The following is an 18,201-nucleotide window of genomic DNA, read 5'->3' on the forward strand; positions in this document are numbered from 1 at the left end:
TTACTCATCTTTGCACTCACTACTTTTATCGTAAGCGATTATCCGGACATGATATAAAGGGTTGTCCCTGTCTGATGGATAGAGCAAACCCATTCCCATCGCTGTAGGTGTAATGAAGGAGTTAGTCAACAGCAGACTCTCGTGAAGAACCTTTTTAGGACCTTTTTTCCAACTAAACAAATCGCCTAACACCGGCACATCACCAAAAATCCCCTTCCACACCGTGCCGATAATAGGTACGTAAGCACGTCCCCCATTTAATGTACTTTGGTTAGAGAATGTTGAAAGAGCGAAAAAATCCACGGGCTTGGTGTAAACATTAGTTGTCACCTCCTGTTTACCGATACGTGATAGTGGCTCTTGTGATCTGTTCTGTTCTGTACCAGTAGCCAATGGATCAACGATAATCAAATCAATGTTGAGTTCAGCAGAATTCATATTTCGTAACACATTAGGAGTTACCGTCAATGAAACCCCAGTTTTCAGCTCACGAAATACAGCGTTTTGCTGTTGGAGGGCAGCAACTAGGCCAATAACCTGCGCCACAGGCAGAGAGCCAACCGATGGCTTAAAATTATTGACCTGCCCTGTGAGCTGTTGAGCATTTGTGAGCAAATCTGAAAGCTTCAACGGTGGAGTCACATCGAAGGCACTAATCGAATCCGAACTCACCTTTGTTTCTATCCCACTCAGACTAGATACATTGGTTCTTCCCACCTGTGCATATTCCACGTCCTTGAATTCACTCACAATATCTTGGATTTTCCTCAAAGTAGGGATAACAAAAAAATCTTCTATATCTTGGTTTAACGCATCAACAGTATCTTGTAAGCGATTATTAAAGACATCGGCTGATTGTTGCAGATCGTAAGGGCTAAACTGATCTGGTTCATCAATAAAATGGGCATACTGTAGCGCAAAATCAAGTAGTGTAGCGCGACTTACCTGGGCGTAGTAGTCTTCAAAATCTGTGTTCCAATAGTCATGATAGGCATTTTTTGTCTCCTTTTCATCTCTGCACATTGGCTTCAGACCACGAGTAGAAAAAAACCTTTCGAGTGGCTGTCTTCTTTGCTTTCTTAAAACTTTTAAATAGTCTTCATAGCGGGGATCATCTTGAACAAACTGCGTAAGTTCATTAGCTATTTCTTTGGTTTTATCGTTATGTTTGGTTTCCGCAGCCACCAAGCGTAGGACTATATCCGTCAGAGATAGAGGGCGATTTTTACTCAGGGCTGATTTATACCCTAGATTATCAATAAGTTTTTTGAACTGAGGATCAAAGTCCTTTTCATCTATTTTCTCTTTTGCGTATTGCTCAACTAGAGCATACGTTTCTCGCACTAACTGTTGAGTTTGATTAATTTCCTGGCGTACTTTCGACATTACTTCAGCTAATTTCTCGGGATTATTGCTGGAAATCTGGATTCCCCACATCTCCATCTTGATACCGGGACGGGGAAGATCAATTCCAGCAATCAATCGGTACGCAGAGTTTCTTGCTTCTTTTGAACCATAGAGAATGATCTCATTATCAGTATTAGCTTCAGTAGATGTACCTATTGTAAGACCCCATTTTTCGTTTTTGTTTACATTATTTAGTAGTTCCTTTAAAGCGTCTACATTATGAACGTAATATAACTTTATACTTTGACTTCCTTTACCTTTTCTATTTTCTGCCATTGGCATTGTTTGATTAGGAAAAGTAGTAGGTTTTTGAGCTTGAGCAGACAAATCACCTCCAAGTACAGCAATAGCACCCAGACTCAGCAAAAAAGAAAGTTGGCGGTTATACATATTTACCCCTTTTCGTCAATACTCTCAATAGATACATCTAATTGTACAGTGCGTAAGTCCTAAGCTTTTGACGTTCTCATCTGACGACAAGACGGCGGTATTTACGTTGATACCAAGCAAAACCAGGTATAGAAAAATAGAGAAGCGAAGCATTTTTGCTCAATTCAGACTCCTGCTCATTTTTTTTAACAGATATTTGTGCAAACAAAGTTAATTACATCTGCAAGTCCAGACTGAGTTTTCAAATTAGTAAAAATAAAAGGTTTCTCGCCGCGCATTTTTTTAGCATCTCGTTCCATCACACTTAAATCTGCACCAACGTAGGGTGCAAGGTCAGTTTTGTTAATTACCAACAAATCAGACTTAGTAATGCCGGGGCCACCTTTGCGGGGAATTTTATCACCAGCCGCAACATCGATGACGTAAATCGTTAAATCCACCAATTCTGGACTAAAAGTAGCAGCTAAATTATCACCGCCACTTTCCAAAAAAACTAAATCCAAATCGAGAAAACGTTCCTCTAACTGTTCAATTGCCGCCAAATTCATCGAAGCATCTTCGCGGATGGCAGTGTGAGGACAACCACCAGTTTCTACACCCAAAATGCGATCGCTTGCCAACGCTTGAGAACGCACTAAAAACTGAGCATCCTCCTGAGTATAAATATCATTTGTCACCACCGCAATCTGATACTGCTCACGTAACCCCTTACACAAAGCATCCACCAAAGCCGTCTTCCCTGAACCCACTGGCCCAGCAACCCCCACTCTAAATGCATTCATAACTTCTCACTCCTGTACAGACGCGATTAATCGCGTCTGTCCTAACTCCTAAACAACCTTGTATACTGCGTTTCATGCTGCATACTCGCTAGCGACAAACCCCAACTACAACAGGCGAGTTGATCGTCCTCTAATGCGAGAATTTCTAATGCCGCAGCACTGAGTAATGGTTGCAAATCTAGCAATAACTGCTGTCCTGCTGTTTGTCCAAGGGGGATAAGTTTCACGCCAGCAGTAATCAAATTACTTGCCCAACTGTGCAGATATCCAAGTAATGCGGCTTTGATACTGATTTGCCAATGGGCAATGGCAATGCCAAAAGCGATCGCATAATTGCAAGGATTACCTACAGTATTGGCAATAGGTATAATCTGCGGTTCTAATTTAGCAAGTAATTGGATGAGCGATCGCCCCATCTGCCAACTAGAGGCGCGTAATTCTTCTGTTTCTCTAGCAGCCGATAACCACAGATTCCAACGGCATAGCGACTCAATATCACCCATTTTTGCAGATTGCTGCGATCGTACCATCACCCCCGCCTCTAACCGAATTGCCCCGTAGAGCAACTCTGCTTTTAGCCAATCTTTGAGATGTAGAGGGTTGACAATGGTACCATTTTCCACCAGCATTTCCAAACCTTCAGAATAACTATATGCTCCCACAGGCAAAGCGGGGCTAGCCAGTTGCAAAATACTCAAAAGATGGCTGTCAGTGAGCATGATGGTGTTGTCCATAAGCTCCTAATTCTGGCTCAAACGGTAAAATTTCCTCTTTAACTTCTAACCCCAGTTGTTCCAACATCGTGTGTAAAACCGAATCTGAAGACAAGCGTAAATAAGTCGGAGTAATTTCTACAGGTACATGGCGATTTCCCAGATGGTATGCCGCCCGTAGTAATAAAAGTGGTGTTTGGGCAAAGGCAGTCAGCACTAGTTCTGGTTTGGCAGTAATTCTGATTGAACTATTGTGGGTTTCTTCTTGCAGAATGTCGCCATCGTGTAAGACAGTTCCTCTAGGTAAATGTAAAAACACAACCTTACCATCTTCCGTTTCAAAGCGATGACGACTGCGGGTACGTTCTTCTGCTGTTAGCGCCAGAGTAAAAGTGACTGCGGTATCGCGATTAGGTGGTTTAAGTTGGTTAAATGTCAGCATAAGAGTTTCGCCTGAACTTCCGCTTTTCATTAGACATCTCCAAAAATTAATTAAATATGCATTATCCAGAACCTTTGTAGAGACGTAGCAGTGCTACGTCTCTACATTCATTTTTACCAGATGTCTATTATGATTCTAGTGTGAACACCAATTAGCAGCTTCCCATTCCCTATCACCTGTAACCCTTTGAGTGATGCTCGTACTCCTGCTCTTAACTATCCACAGGAGAAGCAAGTGGTTAATCTTCTGGTGTACGGTCTGTGGAATCTGGCATCTTCCAAGTTTCGTGCCACAGTTGTTTAATTTTTTGAATGTTCTCTTTTGTTTTTATTGCCTCCCAACCATCTTGAATAGCTTGCTTCTCTCTATCAGTTAACCTCCAGGATAAAGGCGGACGATACCGACCATCTTTATAAAATTCAGATACTGCAAATTCTGGAGGTATTTCAGATTCCGAGGGGAAGAAAATGGGAAAGTATTGTATATGTACCTTGTTCTCCCATTTTTTCACCAGTAAATCTGCTTCCTTTGCATTTCGAGACGCCAAAACCGGATCGCGTACCTTGAACATTGCCAGTAATGACCCTAAAGTCGCCATAAACCAGCCTCCATTCCCCTGCACGTTTTTGGTTGAAGCAGGTTCGGAGGGAAAAGGATTGATTTGCAATATCAGGACTCGTTTTATATTTAAATTATTTTTAGGATCTGACCATTCATTAAGGTGTTCATCCAGCCATTCGGCTACCGTTACAAAGCCAGAGTTATCAAAATAGCCCCCATCAGCAACGTGATAATTCTGCTGATTTGGGATGTCTACACTGCTGCGACAGATAGGAGAGACATAGGGAAAAGTTGCTGATAGTCTTGCAGCCGTTACAACATTCATATCATAGTCTTTAAAAAGAGTATTAAAGTCTCTATACTTTTTCTCAGGATACTTTTTCTCAGGATCCTTCTTGTAAAATGTTACCGGAGTCATCAGAAACCGCCAGCCATTTTCGACTAAAGTGGCATTGAATACAGGAATAGGAATTTCGCCATCAAAAATCTGTTTTCGCCAGGTTCCAAAGGTTTTTATTTTCTTCGTATCTTTATCCTTCATTTCTCCCTGCCAGTCTGTCTCAACTGCTGTACCACGATCACACTCTCGAGGAACAATAAATGGAAGTCCTATGAATCGCCATAAGTCCCAATAAACTAGACCCCAACCAACGGCATCTAAACTATCTTTAGTAGCAGCATAAAAACTAGCTGTTACTTTGGTTTTGGTTTTGTTAGATATTTCCTGTTCGCTCTCTTCTAAAAAGCCATCTTTATTAAAGCGATCTAGATAGTACATTGTTCCTACTGAACCGCCTGAGACAGCACTAATCAAGCCAATTGCTTTGGTAAATGACTTTCCTAATAATTCCTGGAGACCACTTAACACTTGCACTGTCCATCCTGCTGCTTGAATTCCGCCACCACTAGCACAAATAATTACTAAAGTTCGTTTTCCATCTTGATGTTTGAGACGCTTTTCTAGGATTTTTTGGAAGTTATTTGAATCGCTATCAACTTTTTTATTGTCTTCACTATCCTCAAATTTTTTGACTTGAAACGAGTGATTTACATCAAATGCAACATAACTAACTACTGAGAAACTAATAAAGATAACTAGTACAGGAATACGGAAGTAATCAAAATAGAATGTTGCACCTCCATAGAAAAGTGTCACCATCGATATGATAAGTAGCACATATAGGAGTGCAGGTGCTTCAGGTCGCTCTGTTTTTGATTCTGGCTTAAAAAGCAAACCAACCGTAATGTAGATAACTACTGCAATTATCAAATAAGCGATCGCTGTCAGATGCCCAGCACTCAATTCACCATCAGGATTAATATAGCCTAATGTATGATGTTTTGTTACGAAATAAAAGATATCAACAAGTGTCTTTTTTAAGAAAGCATTTGAGCTTAACCATTGCCTGATAAAACTAACAAAAAATAGTAGCCCAATGCCCAATCCTGCACCTACAAATTTTCCCCACTGTATTTCGTAAGGTTTCAGCTTCTCTTGGGACAGTTGAATTGCAATAATGGAAATGTATAAACTTAAGGCAATAGCTATTCCATATTGCCAAAATTCAGGAATTTCTATTGTTAGTGGTACAGAAAAGCGAGATGGTGCGTTATCCAAAATGATAGCTGCAACTGAAATTACTGACGTTCCTGCTCCAACTGCGCTCATAATTATGACTGCTAGTTGCCACTTGGTGCGAAGTACAAATAGATTCTTCAACATGGCTGGCAGCCAATCTTTGGCAAGTTTAGGAAGAAGCAGAAGAAATAAACCCATCAAAATAGGCAGGCGCAGGAAAAAAAGATATTTCCAGACAGCATCGGAACTTAGTAGCCATGTTGATAGAACTGCTAGCACTGGCAAAAACCAGATAAAGTTTTTCATATTTAAACCTCAACTTGTTATTGTCTTGTAACTAAATTCTAAACTTTGTGATTATTTTTCTGTTAAGAAAATATAAATTACTTTTTTTTAATATTCACAGGTAAAGAATTAAGCCTGTTGTTGAACTATATTAATAACCTACTTCCGATTGCCCTGTCGGTGAGAAAAAGTGAGTTTTTTCAGAAAATAATTGTAAATTTTGCGTAATGTTCTCATAAAAACTTAAAACTCATTGATATACTTTTATGCTCTACGCAATATGGGCAAAATCTCAATGATGTCCAATCTGTAGTCTTTTGGAAAAGTTGCTTAGGACACACCTACGCAGTAATTGCGGATAAGTTAAGTTTTGAACACGACTACATAAAACAAATTGGTTCCCAGTTGTAAGCCATCGACATAAACACCTTTCAATTAGATAAAATCAAACAAAGAAAGGCAACGAGCCAAACGGGGACAATCATGAACCAAGCCATTGAGGGAGTACGCTGGACAATTCACGATTTAGAGGTTCTACCCGAAAATGAGTGGACGCGCTATGAAATTATTAATGGAGAACTCTTTGTAACTCGCACTCCTCACCGCCGTCATCAACAAGTTTGTGGCAAAATATTCCGACAACTCGATGTTTGGTCAGATTCGAGTGGTTTAGGGGCAACAATTGTGGCTCCAAGAGTGATTTTTTCGCAAGCAGATAGCGTTATACCGGATGTAGTTTGGGTAAGTCGAGAACGACTGGCATAAATTGAAGATGAAGCGGGACATTTGACAGGCGCACCAGAGTTAGTAATAGAGGTTTTATCGCCTGGTAAACAAAACGAATTTCGAGACAAAGAAGCAAAACTGAAACTTTATTCAGTTCAAGGCGTGCGTGAGTATTGGATTGTTGATCGCTTTACTAAACAAGTTGAAGTTTATCGACGAGAAAAAGCACAGTTGGTTTTAGTTGCTACTTTGTTAGACGATGATGAAATAACATCGCCACTTTTACCCGGATTTTGTTGTTCTATCGGTTTATTTTTTCCTGAATAATCGCAAATTTGAAAATATTTATGGAAACCTAACTGCTAGATTTGGTAGGTCACTCAGGTGCTGCCTCCTAGTCAGCTAATAGGCAATGTAAACCAGAAAGTTGCCCCTGCATCCAATGCACTGTTTACACCGATTTCGCCGCCGTGAGCATGGATGATTTGCTTACACAGATACAATCCTAATCCCAAACTTACAGAATTGCCGATATTAGCACCCCGAAAGTAAAGGTCAAAAAGCCGCTCGCTTTGTTGTTGACTAATTCCCACACCATTATCACTAACAGTACAATAAATCATCTCATCCTTACGGGTAGCATTGATTGTTAAAAGCAATTCCGGGGGATTATGTTTGAGAGCGTTGACGATTAAGTTAGAAAAAACTCGCCATAGTTGCGTGGGATCGGCATTCACTAATGGCAAATCTGCGGATACCAAATTTGTCAGCTTGGCTTGATTTTGTGCTAGTAATGGCTCTAAATCAGCGATCGCAGCTTCGACAACTGTCAGTAATTGTACGGTTTGACGTTGTAAAACAACACCTTGCACCTCGCTGATATGAGTTTCCATTAATGAATTAATTAAGTTCAGTTGGCGATCGCTACTTTGAATCATCCGCTCTAAAATTGAGCGGGAAATCGCAATATTTTCCTCTGAACGGGCAAGCAAATTCTTCAGTACCATTAAAGTACCCAGCACTGGGTTGCGTAAGTCGTGGGAAACGGCATGGAAAAATACTCGTAGTTCTTCTTCAGTTTGCTTGCGCTGGGTAATGTCTTCAATCAAACCTTCGTAGTAAAGCAGTTTTCCCTCTTCGTCACGGACTGCGTAGGCTTTTTCTGAAATCCAGACAATACTCCCGTCTTGGCGATAAATTTGGGACTCGAACTCGGAAACACTGCCATACTTTTCCATCAAGCGCACAAATTCTGCCCGACGGTTCGGATCAACGTACAATTGTTCAATATCAGTGAAATTTGCTGTCACCTCGTCTACTAAGGAGTAGCCATAAATCCTCGCTAAAGCAGGATTTGCCGTAATGTAACGTCCATCGGGACTGCTTTGAAAAATCCCTTCAACGGCGTTTTCAAAAATGCTGCGATATTTAGCTTCAGCAACCTTGAGTTTTTGGTAGGCAGATTCCAGTTCTTGACGGGCGAAAAATTCAGAACGTTGTAGGCGATCGTACAGATAGACACCGATGTCACATATAGTACAAAACCAAAAAATGTATAAAATGAACGTTACATTATATATTCCTGGGTGATCGGGGATTGGTGTTTTTAGCCCAAGTGCTGTATTCACACCAAAATAGTAAATCAGCACACTTACTTGAGTCAGCAAGTGAAGAATCCAGCAAACAGGCATCAACACAGCTTGGCTCAAGAACAACAGCGACCAACCAATGGTATCGGGTAGTGCGAAACCTCTGATGGTTGCAAACAACTGCGACGCTAAACTAATTGACCAAGAAGACCCTAAAAATAATAAATCTGGACGATGACGACCTAATTTAGTTTTATGTAAGGCAAAGCAAATAATTAATGTTGCAAGCATTGCAACATTAATTACAATGCGTTGAGTTCTAAGTACTTCTGGCAGCTGCTGCAACTCTGCAAAAGGAAAAAACAAGCTGTAAATGTCTCGCAAAGTAAAAGACAACAGACAGATCAGCGCCAGCCATAACCATAAACGTAATCTTTGCCACAAAAAACGGTTACGCCAAGCTCTGTAAAGAGTAGTGATTCCATCTGTTGGTGCAGAAAAAGTTTTTCTCCACCAGCTTTGCACTGTTGTAAATGGAGTAGCCATTAGCATCCGAGCAACTTTGCCCATACCTTGAGGGTGTTTCCTTTACTCAACATTGCCATAAATAACACCCTCTCATTTTTTGGTGATTTATGGGCGATTTGTTGCGGATGAAGTCAAAAACTAGGGATGTAAGAGTGTAAGGGTATAGGGGTGTAGGGGAAATAATTAGTATTGGCTCTGAACCCACTACTAATTAAATACCACAAAACAAGTAAATTTGGTGTTGGCTCTGAACCCAAATAGCTCCTATTGTGGGGTGTACAACAAAGAATGATCCTCTGTTTGACCCTACACCCTTACACCCCTATACCCCTACACCCCTTTCTTGGTCAACAGAGGTAGTGTAAACCAGAAAGTTAATCCACGCTTGCGGTTACTCATAACACCGATTTCGCCACCATGCGCCTTAATAACTTTCCGACAAAGATACATTTTTAAGCCAATGCTTGTAGAGCAGCAATCTTGAGGATCGCGGACATGGAGATCGAAAAGGCGATCGCACTCTACTTTACTCATTCCCACACCGTCATCTTGAATCTGAGTGCGAATCATTCCGCCCTCAATGGTGGCACTCACAGTAAAATTTAATCCTGGTGGATTATTCTGCAAGCTATGTGTGATTAAATTTACCAAAACTTTCTGCAATCGAGTCCCATCTGCCATTACTAACGGTAAGTCTGCGGCAACCAAGTTCTTCAAAGTCGCTTGATTTTGTGTCAGCATGGGTTCCAACTGGACTAATGTTCCTCCCAGCAGGGTGCTAAATTGCACAGGTTCGATTTTGATCTCAATACCCTGTTTTTCACAGGAATTAATTTCTAGCAATGAGTTAATCATTGTTAGTTGGCGATCGTTGCCCTGAATCATTCGCTCGATGATTGAGCGAGATACTGGAATAGGAGATTGGGCATGGGGCATGGGGGATTGGGCATGGGAAAGAGGTAATTTTGTATTTTCCCCCTTGCCCCCTGCCCCCTGCTCCCCTACTTCTTCCCCAGTACAGAGGCGATTAATCGCGTCTGTACCCACTCCCTGATTTAACAAATTCTTTAACACCATCAAGTTACCCATCACGGAAGTTCGTAAATCGTGGGCAACTGTGTGCAAAACAACATCTTTGACGCGATGCAGTTTTTCAACTTCTTGCATTTTCTGCTGCAACTGTGCTGTTCGTTCTTGTACTTGGTGTTCTAAATTAGTGTTGAGTTCTGCTAGCTTTTGGCATATCTGACTTTGTTGAATCGCGATCGCTACCTGTTCTGACATTTGCTGTAACAAATCAATTTCTATTGGCTGCCAATGACGCGAACCTGAGCATTGATTGGCAATTAATGCACCAAATAATTCATTACCTAGCATAATTGGTACAGTTAAAGTCGCCCTCGTTTGGAATTTTTGAAAGTGCGCTTTTACTTTGGGAGATACTGTCATTTGCGTTACGTCTTCAACGACACGCACAAGATTATCTTTTAGTAAATTTCGTAATTCTTGTAAATAAGCTTCATCATTAGTAGACCAACCTGAAACTGATGGGTATTTGGGATCTACTGATTCAGCAAGAGTTCTGACTCCTAAATTGGCATTATTTAAACCAATAAAAACTCGATCTGCTTGGAGAAATTGCCTGACTTCCGTGACGGTGGTTTGAAGAATTTGTTCTAAATTAAGCGAAGACCGAATTCGCACTAGGGTTTCTGCCAACAAGCGATCGCGTTGGGCACAAAAGCGTAATTGTGCTTCTACCTGTTTGCGTTCTGTAATGTCGTGATGCACTGCTAAAATGGCAGGAACACCATCCAAATCAATGACTTCGGCTGAAAGCAGCGTTGTAATTATCTCACCAGATTTTTGCCGAAATTCAACTTCTAAGTTACGAGCGACTCCTGTGCTTTGCAACTCTTGCACTAAGTTTAGGCGATCGCGATCGTGTAACCAAAGATTTAACTCAAAAGAAGTTTTACCAATTGCCTCATCTCGCCCATAACCTGAAAAATTCACAAAACTGTCGTTAACTTCAATAAAGCGTCCTTCTTGCAGCGTGCTAATCGTAATTGAATCGGGGCTGCAACTAAAAGCTTTAGCAAATTTTTGAGCAAGATTTTGTAAGGCGACTTCTCCTTGTTTGCGATCTGTGATATCTCGGACAATTGCTAGTACCTCATCTGTACCACTAACTACCAACCGCGCCTCATAATCTCTGATTCCCAAAGATGTTGGTAGCTGATATTCACAAGTTTGCAAAATTCCAGAATCTAAAGTTTTAGCGATCGCTACTTGGCTAATGGCTGCAACATCACTCGGCAATAACTCTTGCAAGTTTTTTCCAACGATTTCTTCTCTCGATAGAGTGATATTTGCGCCCTCACTTTTCAAATCTAGATACTCGCCATCACGGCTAATGCGAAACATCAAATCGGGGATAGCATCTAAAATTGCTTTATACCGTGCCTCACTTTCTTGCAATTTTTCTTGGGCTTGTTTTCTGTCTGTAATATCTATAATCAAGCCATGCCAAAGAAAATCGCCTGCTGCTTGTAATTCGGGTTGTAAAGTACCTTGAATCCATTTAAGTTTGCCACTAGGTGTAACAATCCGACCTTCCCAATGCCAAGGTGTAAAACTAGTACGACAAACAGCAATAGATTCTGTAAAAGCTTTTATATCCTGTGGATGAATCAGTTTGTATAACACTTGAAAGTCTGCCTGTACAGCTTCTGGTTCTAATTCATACAAATATTTACAACCAGAACTAATATAAGGGATAAATATAGAACCATCCTGCCGTTGCAGAATTTGGAAAATCATCCCTGGTAAATTGGCAGCAATTGCTTCCAACAGAGGGATCTTCTCTGGTAGAAAATCTGGTTTATGCAGTGATTTGACAATTTCATCCACTCTTAGACCCTTTGATATATAAGCAATTGGCATAATATTCAAGGTAATCATAGCCATTGTAAAAGTTTTTAGCTGTCAGCGCGATCGCTCACAACAAAAAAAGTGGCTCTACTTTCAGAGTAGTTCTGGATGCTGCGATCGCATTCACCCAATCGGGTGAACCATTTGTCAAAGACCGAATCAGTTCAGGAGGGCTGAGTCACTTTCAGGCAAAGGTTTCATCCTTTTCTGAACACTAATACCGTTTCTCTGTAAAGCTGCGCCAAATTCTAGCTTTTTTTCAACGCAAAGGTGAGGCAGCGCAGTCAACTCCTGCGGGGAGACACCAAGGGCTATGGGGGTTTCCCCCATGAGCAACTGCCGACGCAGAGGTTAGCGCAAAGGTGAGGCAGCGCGGTCTTGGGGGTTTCCCCCATGAGCGACTGCCGACACAGAGGTTTTCTGAAGATAATTCGCTATGCCAGAACACCGCAGGCACCGCACTTCATATCGTTTAGCCTTAGTTGCAGTAAACCAAGCCGACTTTGATCGCAACAATCAGATAGAAAGTAGTTTTTCGATACAGCTAATCTATTCTCATTTAGAACATGAATAGATTTACCAACATGGAGAAATTAACGATGCGTTTTTAGGAGTGGATAGTTTCTGTATTATGGGAAGGCTCGGTCTTTTTTATCAAGAAAGGCAGGAGGACGTTTGGCGAACCCTCAATCGAGCCACAGAGGTTAGGAGGAAAACCCACCATTTTTTGCTGCACTAGCCAGTATTTCATATTCAGGTTGTAAAACGGACATAATAATCAGGGAATTATAACCATTTTCTGATTTTAGACATTCGCGTAGCTTTCCTTCTACAACAAAACCAGCAGCTTTGTAGACAGCCTGAGCACGATGATTTTGCTCTTTAACATCCAGCCACAACCGATGTGCTTTGTGTGTCTCAAACACCAATTTCTTAATCATTTCAACAGTGTCTTTACCGTAACCTTGCCCCTTTTGGGCAATCGCAATGCGACGAAACTCAATACTCTGATTTGAATTAAGTAGCCCAGCCAAAATAACGTAACCAATTTTTATTTCTGTTTGCACAATCAGATGAGCAATATCAGAATCAGCGATCGCTTGAAGATGCTGTTGATATGACCAAGGAATGATGTACTGTCGATTATCGTCATCATACTCGACTTGCAGAACATAATCGAGATCGGCTTCTTGTGTTTTGCGTAGACTTAAATTGTGCATTATCTCACTGAACAACGTATTATCATCACTAATAAAAAATATATTGAAGGAGGCATCAATGCAATTACAACAAACACCAGTCTTAGAAGAAACCTTTTGGCAAGCAGTTCTCAATCGAGATCCAACTTTTGAAGGCAAGTTTTTCTATGGTGTTCGTTCTACAGGTATTTATTGCCGACCTATTTGCCCTAGTCGCAGACCGAATCGCAATCAAGTTTGTTTCTTCCAGTCGGTACAAGATGCTGAAATTGCAGATTTTCGACCTTGTAAGCGCTGTCAGCCACAATTTGAAATAGTTCCAAATACAGCCAAAATTTTAGCAGCGTGTCGATATATTGAAGCACAAGTTGACCACATTCCAACCCTCTCGGAATTATGCTCTCAGGTGGAAATGAGTCCCAGCTACCTGCAAAGAATATTTAAGCAAATAATTGGCGTATCACCTTTTCAATATGCAGATGCGCTGCGTAGCCAGCGATTGAAACAGCGTCTCCAGTCGGGGGAAGAAATTGCTGATGCCGTTTACGACACGGGGTATGGTTCAAGTAGTCAACTTTATGAGAAAGCACCTAAACAACTGGGAATGACACCAAAAACTTACCAACAAGCTGGAAAGACAATCAGCATTGTCTATGCGATCGCTCCATGTCCGCTAGGATATTTGCTTGTGGCAACAACAGAGAAGGGTATCTGTGCCGTAAAATTAGGTGATGAAGCAGACAAGCTTGAATACATTTTGAAGCAGGAATTTCACCAAGCGCAGATCGTGCGTGACGATCGCACACACAAAGACTGGATACAAGCAATCCTCGACTTGATTGCAGGAGGCGAGGCACATCTTGATTTACCACTTGATATCCGTGGGACAGCATTTCAGAAACAAGTTTGGCAAGCATTACAAAAAATTCCCTATGGCGAAACACGCACTTATGCCGATATCGCCCGTCATCTTGCCAAACCCCAAGCAGTCCGCGCGGTGGGTAATGCTTGTGGTGCTAATCAGATCGCGCTGATTGTACCATGTCACCGGGTGCTGCGGAGTGATGGCAGTCTTGGTGGTTATCACTGGGGAATTGAGCGAAAACAAAAACTGCTTACACAAGAGTCGAAATTTTACAAACATGACTCAAACACCTGAATTAGAATCGCTGACTGAAGAAAGTTTAACCCGTGGTTTAATGGTGCTTGCCAATCTTGACAACGATTTGGCTCGAATTTTAGAGACACTGGGGCCTCCACCAATATGGTCAAGAGAACCAGGTTTTGCAACGCTTCTGTGCATCATTCTGGAACAACAAGTTTCCTTAGCGGCTGCAAAGGCTGTATTTACCCGACTATGTGGAGTTGTTGTTACTCTAACACCAGAAAATTTTCTGACATTAGATGATGCTCAATTAAGAGCAATTGGATTCAGTCGGCAAAAGATTCTATACTGTCGTGGATTGGCTCAGGCAGTTGCAACTGGTCAGCTTGACCTAACTAAGCTGGAAACAATGGACGAAACTACTATCAGAACTGAGTTAAAGCGTCTCAAAGGTATCGGAGACTGGACAGTTGATATTTATTTGCTAATGGCGCTGCAACGTCCTGATGTCTTTCCCAAAGGCGATTTAGCGATCGCGATCGCTTTCCAAAAACTCCAAAACTTGGCAACGCGCCCAACACCCGCACAACTAGAAGAAATGACACAGCACTGGCGTCCGTGGCGAGCCGTTGCTGCCAGACTTCTATGGCACTACTACTTGAGTAATGCCACTGTTAAGTCAGTTACAGTTTCCCAGTGAATACCTTTTCAGCCGGGCCTGTCATGTAAACCCGTTGGTCGATTTCTGACCATTCAATTTGCAAGGGGCCACCAGGTAATTCTACAGTCGCGGTGCGATCGCATTTCCCAGTTAACACACCAGCTACTAAAGAAGCACAAGCACCAGTCCCACAAGCTAATGTAATCCCAGCACCCCGTTCCCATACCCGCATTTTCAAATAGTCACGGCGTACCACTTGAATAAATTCGGTATTTATGCGTTGAGGAAAAACTGGGTGATGCTCAAATTTCGGGCCGATGGTTTCTAACTCAATTGCTGCGACATCTTCCACAAAAGTAATGCAGTGGGGATTTCCCATATTTACACAGGTAACATCCCAGGTTTGCCCCGCTACCTCTAACGGCTGAGAAATTACTTTTTCTTGGGCGGGTGCAAGGGTAGTAGGAATTTCACTAGCGAGTAACCTGGGTAAACCCATGTCTACTTTTACTTGACCATCAGATAAGAGTTGGGGAGTCATTACACCACCCAAAGTATGAATGCGATATGAGTCTTGATTGCGGGATTCGCCTTCTAAGTCTGCTAAAAAGCCAGCTAAACAGCGAATGCCATTGCCACACATTTCTGGTTCTGAACCATCGGAATTAAAAATTCGCATGGTATAGTCAGTGCCATTTTCTCCAGGTAGGGCAAAAATTACACCATCAGCACCGATGCCAAAGTGGCGATCGCACAACTTGATGGCTTGCTCTGGAGTCACTACAGGCAAAGATGATGAGCGATTGTCAATCAAAATAAAGTCGTTGCCTAGACCGTGATACTTAGTAAATTCGATTGCCATTTCTTCAAGGATGAATTATCAAGGATTAGTTACTCTTTATTTTGCCTTGTAGGTTCATCTTTACTAAAAATGCTTACCGAATTTGACACCACTTTACCCAGTATTAGACAAGTCCAAAACCTGATTAAACAAACAACGCCAGTAGAGTTAAAGCTGCTGACTGGCAATGTACTCACAGGAAAGGTTTTATGGCAAGATCCACAGTGTATCTGTATTGCGGATGAAAACAGTCAGCACACCGTTTGGAAACAAGCGATCGCCTACATTAAGCCGAAAGTGAGTTAAAAGTGAGGAGCAGGGGGAATACTCCTTCTGTTCTGCCGCAAAACGAAGTGGAGCAAGGGTTTCCATCCCCATCTGAACCTCCCCCTGCTCCCCTGCCTCTTTTTGAACCCCTATTCCTCGTCACTGGACTGAGGTTTTTGCAGCACAAACCCACCTATTGCGTCCTTGTTCTTTAGCTTTATACAAAGCTTTGTCTGCTGCATTAATTAAGTCTTGAGCTGAACTTTTATCTGTTGGTCTTTGAATTGCAACACCTAAACTGACAGTCACAAAATATTGTAAGTTATTCTTTTTTTTATGGGGAATCTTTAATTCTTGAATAGATTTTTGAATCAACTTAGTTACTTTAATCGCACCTGATTCGTTCATATTTGGCAAAATGACAATAAATTCTTCACCACCATAACGAGCTAGTAGATCGGTAGGACGCTTTAATACAGATTGTGCTGCACGAGCAACTTGTATTAAGCATTCATCCCCAGCTAGATGTCCATAAGAATCGTTATAATCCTTGAAATAGTCAATATCAAACATAATTAAAGATAAATAATTTCCATTTAGTCTTAGTTGATTCCATTCCTCCTCTAAAAACTGATCGAAACAATGACGGTTGGCGACTTGGGTTAGAGCATCTAGCTTACTAAGTTTTTCTAGCTGAGAATTTGCTAGTTCTAAAGCATGGTTTGCTTGAGCAAGTTGATTAGCTTGAGAGCGAAATTGCTCTAATAATTCAGAATGTTCTAAAGCTACATTAAACTGAGCGGCTAACTGTTGGATAAATTGAATTTCCGACTTTTTCCACTCGCGTGAACAATGGCACTGATGAACACATAGTAATCCCCATAAAGCTTTTCCTTTCATTAAAGGTGCAACAATTTGTGCCTTGATTTGAAATTGCTCTAACAGGTGAATGTGGCAATCCTTTAGCCCAGCTTGATAAATATCTGATACTACCTGTATACGCCCTTGGTGATAAGCAACTGCATATTGTTCAGCAAAACAATCATCCTTTACCTTGATGGCGATCGTAGAATCGTAGTCAGGCAATACATTCTCAGAGACAAATTTACCAGAGGTATAGTTCAATTCCGGGTCAAATTGAAAAATACTGACGCGATCGCTACGGAGAGCCTTACGAATTTCTCGTACAGTAGTCTTAAACAAGGTGTCTAGATTCAGAGATTCACGAATTTCAGCAACTAAATTAAATAGAATATCCTGCTGTTGATTCGCTTTATACAGTTCTGCTGCTTTTTGTTCTGCTTGAGCTAAAAATTCTGCTTGTTTAACTGCAAATCCTAACTGTATTGCAATCTGAGACAGAAACTGAATTTCTAATTTTTTCCATTCATGTGGCTGTGAGTGCTGATAAGCAGCAAGCACTCCCCATAGTTTTTTTCCAACAAAAATTGATGCAGTTGCATAAGCTCTAATATGGAACTGTTCTAAAATTTCTAAATGGCATTGAGACAAGCCTGCTGCGTAGACATCTGAAACAACTAAAGTTTCATTATTACGATACCGCCCACCTTGATGTTCTTGTAGATAAGAGTCATTCCAAACTGTATTTTTTCCTAATGTCTCTACATCATCCCATCCAGTCTCTGCAAACTCAAAGTCGCTGACAAATTCTCCACCCCAGTTTTCATAGAAACGATAAACAGCAATCCTCTCGACGCGGAGTAACTTGCAAGTTTCTTTAGTGGTTGTACGAAAAATTGTTTCTAACTCAAGAGAAGCTCGGATTTTGCTAATTACTCGGTAAAGCGCCCTTTCTTGCTTTTCGAGCTGCTGAATTTGAACTTGTTGATCGTGGAGTTGAGTTTCTAAATTACTAACACTAGGCTGTCCTAAAAGCTTACAGAGTAGATTAGCAGATACTTTCGTAATAATACGTAAACTTGTGTACAACATTATAAGTATAGTTTCAGTAATACGTTAAGTCTTAAAAAGCTTGCTCACATCACAAAGGATTTTGGATAAAGCACAATATTATACAGTACAGTAATTATCATTATCGCCAAAGTATCTGATAACTGAAAATATGAGATGAAAAAGTATTGTAAAGACAAAATAAATTTGTAAAAAGTAAAGCTAAATTCTTAGATAAATTCAATTATCAAACAAGATAATCAAATTCAGTAGACCGAAAA

General features: G+C 41.1%; 14 protein-coding genes and 1 pseudogene. 5 read left to right on the forward strand and 10 right to left on the reverse strand.

Annotated elements, in window-relative coordinates; genetic code table 11:
• From HWQ58_RS35780 to HWQ58_RS35800, 5 genes are all read right to left on the reverse strand, one after another.
• Positions 1–1,797, reverse strand: coding sequence for a hypothetical protein (locus HWQ58_RS35780; protein ID WP_292873246.1), 1,797 nt, complete (start codon positions 1,795–1,797; stop codon positions 1–3).
• A gap of 185 nt (positions 1,798–1,982) precedes the next feature.
• The gene (gene ureG, locus HWQ58_RS35785; RefSeq protein WP_292873248.1) at positions 1,983–2,579 is read right to left on the reverse strand and encodes an urease accessory protein UreG; all 597 of its coding nucleotides are present in this window, start codon (positions 2,577–2,579) and stop codon (positions 1,983–1,985) included.
• Positions 2,580–2,620: 41 nt separating this feature from the next.
• The gene (locus HWQ58_RS35790) at positions 2,621–3,313 is read right to left on the reverse strand and encodes an urease accessory protein UreF (RefSeq protein WP_292873250.1); all 693 of its coding nucleotides are present in this window, start codon (positions 3,311–3,313) and stop codon (positions 2,621–2,623) included.
• Complete coding sequence (gene ureE / locus HWQ58_RS35795) at positions 3,288–3,734, reverse strand: urease accessory protein UreE (protein WP_292873252.1); 447 nt, start codon at positions 3,732–3,734, stop codon at positions 3,288–3,290. Before ureE ends, HWQ58_RS35790 begins: the two co-directional genes overlap by 26 nt.
• 238 nt (positions 3,735–3,972) lie before the next feature.
• Entirely contained in the window at positions 3,973–6,180 is a 2,208-nt protein-coding gene (locus tag HWQ58_RS35800; protein ID WP_292873254.1) for a hypothetical protein, read from the reverse strand.
• Positions 6,181–6,642: 462 nt separating this feature from the next.
• Between HWQ58_RS35800 and HWQ58_RS35805 the strand changes: the two are divergent.
• A pseudogene (locus HWQ58_RS35805) lies at positions 6,643–7,212 on the forward strand (Uma2 family endonuclease).
• 71 nt (positions 7,213–7,283) lie between these two features.
• Here HWQ58_RS35805 and HWQ58_RS35810 read toward each other — a convergent pair.
• Together HWQ58_RS35810 and HWQ58_RS35815 are read right to left on the reverse strand one after the other, a co-directional pair.
• Positions 7,284–9,044, reverse strand: coding sequence for an ATP-binding protein (locus HWQ58_RS35810; protein WP_292873256.1), 1,761 nt, complete (start codon positions 9,042–9,044; stop codon positions 7,284–7,286).
• Between the two features lie 288 nt (positions 9,045–9,332).
• Entirely contained in the window at positions 9,333–11,972 is a 2,640-nt protein-coding gene (locus HWQ58_RS35815; RefSeq protein ID WP_292873258.1) for a PAS domain S-box protein, read from the reverse strand.
• 400 nt (positions 11,973–12,372) lie between these two features.
• Here HWQ58_RS35815 and HWQ58_RS35820 point away from each other — a divergent pair, with 400 nt between their 5' ends.
• Positions 12,373–12,510 carry a hypothetical protein gene (locus HWQ58_RS35820; RefSeq protein WP_292873260.1) on the forward strand — a complete coding sequence of 46 codons (138 nt, stop codon included), beginning with the start codon at positions 12,373–12,375 and terminating at the stop codon, positions 12,508–12,510.
• Between the two features lie 130 nt (positions 12,511–12,640).
• Here the strand turns inward: HWQ58_RS35820 and HWQ58_RS35825 are convergent, their stop codons facing one another.
• On the reverse strand, positions 12,641–13,156 hold the full coding sequence (locus HWQ58_RS35825; protein ID WP_292873262.1) for a GNAT family protein: 516 nt from the start codon (positions 13,154–13,156) through the stop codon (positions 12,641–12,643).
• Positions 13,157–13,214: 58 nt separating this feature from the next.
• Between HWQ58_RS35825 and ada the strand changes: the two genes are divergently transcribed.
• Both ada and HWQ58_RS35835 read left to right on the forward strand, forming a co-directional pair.
• On the forward strand, positions 13,215–14,294 hold the full coding sequence (ada, locus tag HWQ58_RS35830) for a bifunctional DNA-binding transcriptional regulator/O6-methylguanine-DNA methyltransferase Ada (protein ID WP_292873264.1): 1,080 nt from the start codon (positions 13,215–13,217) through the stop codon (positions 14,292–14,294).
• Positions 14,278–14,940, forward strand: a complete 663-nt coding sequence (locus HWQ58_RS35835) for a DNA-3-methyladenine glycosylase (RefSeq protein WP_292873266.1) — start codon at positions 14,278–14,280, stop codon at positions 14,938–14,940. The genes ada and HWQ58_RS35835 overlap by 17 nt, the downstream gene beginning before the upstream one ends.
• Here HWQ58_RS35835 and dapF read toward each other — a convergent pair.
• Entirely contained in the window at positions 14,924–15,763 is an 840-nt protein-coding gene (dapF, locus tag HWQ58_RS35840; RefSeq protein ID WP_292873268.1) for a diaminopimelate epimerase, read from the reverse strand. The genes HWQ58_RS35835 and dapF overlap by 17 nt on opposite strands.
• Positions 15,764–15,832: 69 nt before the next feature.
• Between dapF and HWQ58_RS35845 the strand changes: the two genes are divergently transcribed.
• Positions 15,833–16,048, forward strand: a complete 216-nt coding sequence (locus tag HWQ58_RS35845; protein WP_292873270.1) for an RNA chaperone Hfq — start codon at positions 15,833–15,835, stop codon at positions 16,046–16,048.
• Between the two features lie 120 nt (positions 16,049–16,168).
• On the opposite strand, the gene HWQ58_RS35850 is transcribed toward HWQ58_RS35845, so the two are convergent.
• Positions 16,169–17,962, reverse strand: a complete 1,794-nt coding sequence (locus HWQ58_RS35850) for a diguanylate cyclase (protein ID WP_292873272.1) — start codon at positions 17,960–17,962, stop codon at positions 16,169–16,171.
• Between the last annotated feature and the right edge of the window lie 239 nt (positions 17,963–18,201).

Origin of the sequence: Nostoc sp. LPT (assembly GCF_017115165.1) — a bacterium.
GTDB lineage: Bacteria > Cyanobacteriota > Cyanobacteriia > Cyanobacteriales > Nostocaceae > Nostoc.

Coding starts and splice junctions, on each gene's coding strand:
- HWQ58_RS35780 (WP_292873246.1), bottom strand. CDS start 1,797: ATGTATAACCGCCAACTTTCTTTTTTGCTGAGTCTGGGTGCTATTGCT.
- ureG (WP_292873248.1), bottom strand. CDS start 2,579: ATGAATGCATTTAGAGTGGGGGTTGCTGGGCCAGTGGGTTCAGGGAAG.
- HWQ58_RS35790 (WP_292873250.1), bottom strand. CDS start 3,313: ATGGACAACACCATCATGCTCACTGACAGCCATCTTTTGAGTATTTTG.
- ureE (WP_292873252.1), bottom strand. CDS start 3,734: ATGCTGACATTTAACCAACTTAAACCACCTAATCGCGATACCGCAGTC.
- HWQ58_RS35800 (WP_292873254.1), bottom strand. CDS start 6,180: ATGAAAAACTTTATCTGGTTTTTGCCAGTGCTAGCAGTTCTATCAACA.
- HWQ58_RS35810 (WP_292873256.1), bottom strand. CDS start 9,044: ATGGGCAAAGTTGCTCGGATGCTAATGGCTACTCCATTTACAACAGTG.
- HWQ58_RS35815 (WP_292873258.1), bottom strand. CDS start 11,972: ATGGCTATGATTACCTTGAATATTATGCCAATTGCTTATATATCAAAG.
- HWQ58_RS35820 (WP_292873260.1), top strand. CDS start 12,373: ATGCCAGAACACCGCAGGCACCGCACTTCATATCGTTTAGCCTTAGTT.
- HWQ58_RS35825 (WP_292873262.1), bottom strand. CDS start 13,156: ATGCACAATTTAAGTCTACGCAAAACACAAGAAGCCGATCTCGATTAT.
- ada (WP_292873264.1), top strand. CDS start 13,215: ATGCAATTACAACAAACACCAGTCTTAGAAGAAACCTTTTGGCAAGCA.
- HWQ58_RS35835 (WP_292873266.1), top strand. CDS start 14,278: ATGACTCAAACACCTGAATTAGAATCGCTGACTGAAGAAAGTTTAACC.
- dapF (WP_292873268.1), bottom strand. CDS start 15,763: ATGGCAATCGAATTTACTAAGTATCACGGTCTAGGCAACGACTTTATT.
- HWQ58_RS35845 (WP_292873270.1), top strand. CDS start 15,833: ATGCTTACCGAATTTGACACCACTTTACCCAGTATTAGACAAGTCCAA.
- HWQ58_RS35850 (WP_292873272.1), bottom strand. CDS start 17,962: ATGTTGTACACAAGTTTACGTATTATTACGAAAGTATCTGCTAATCTA.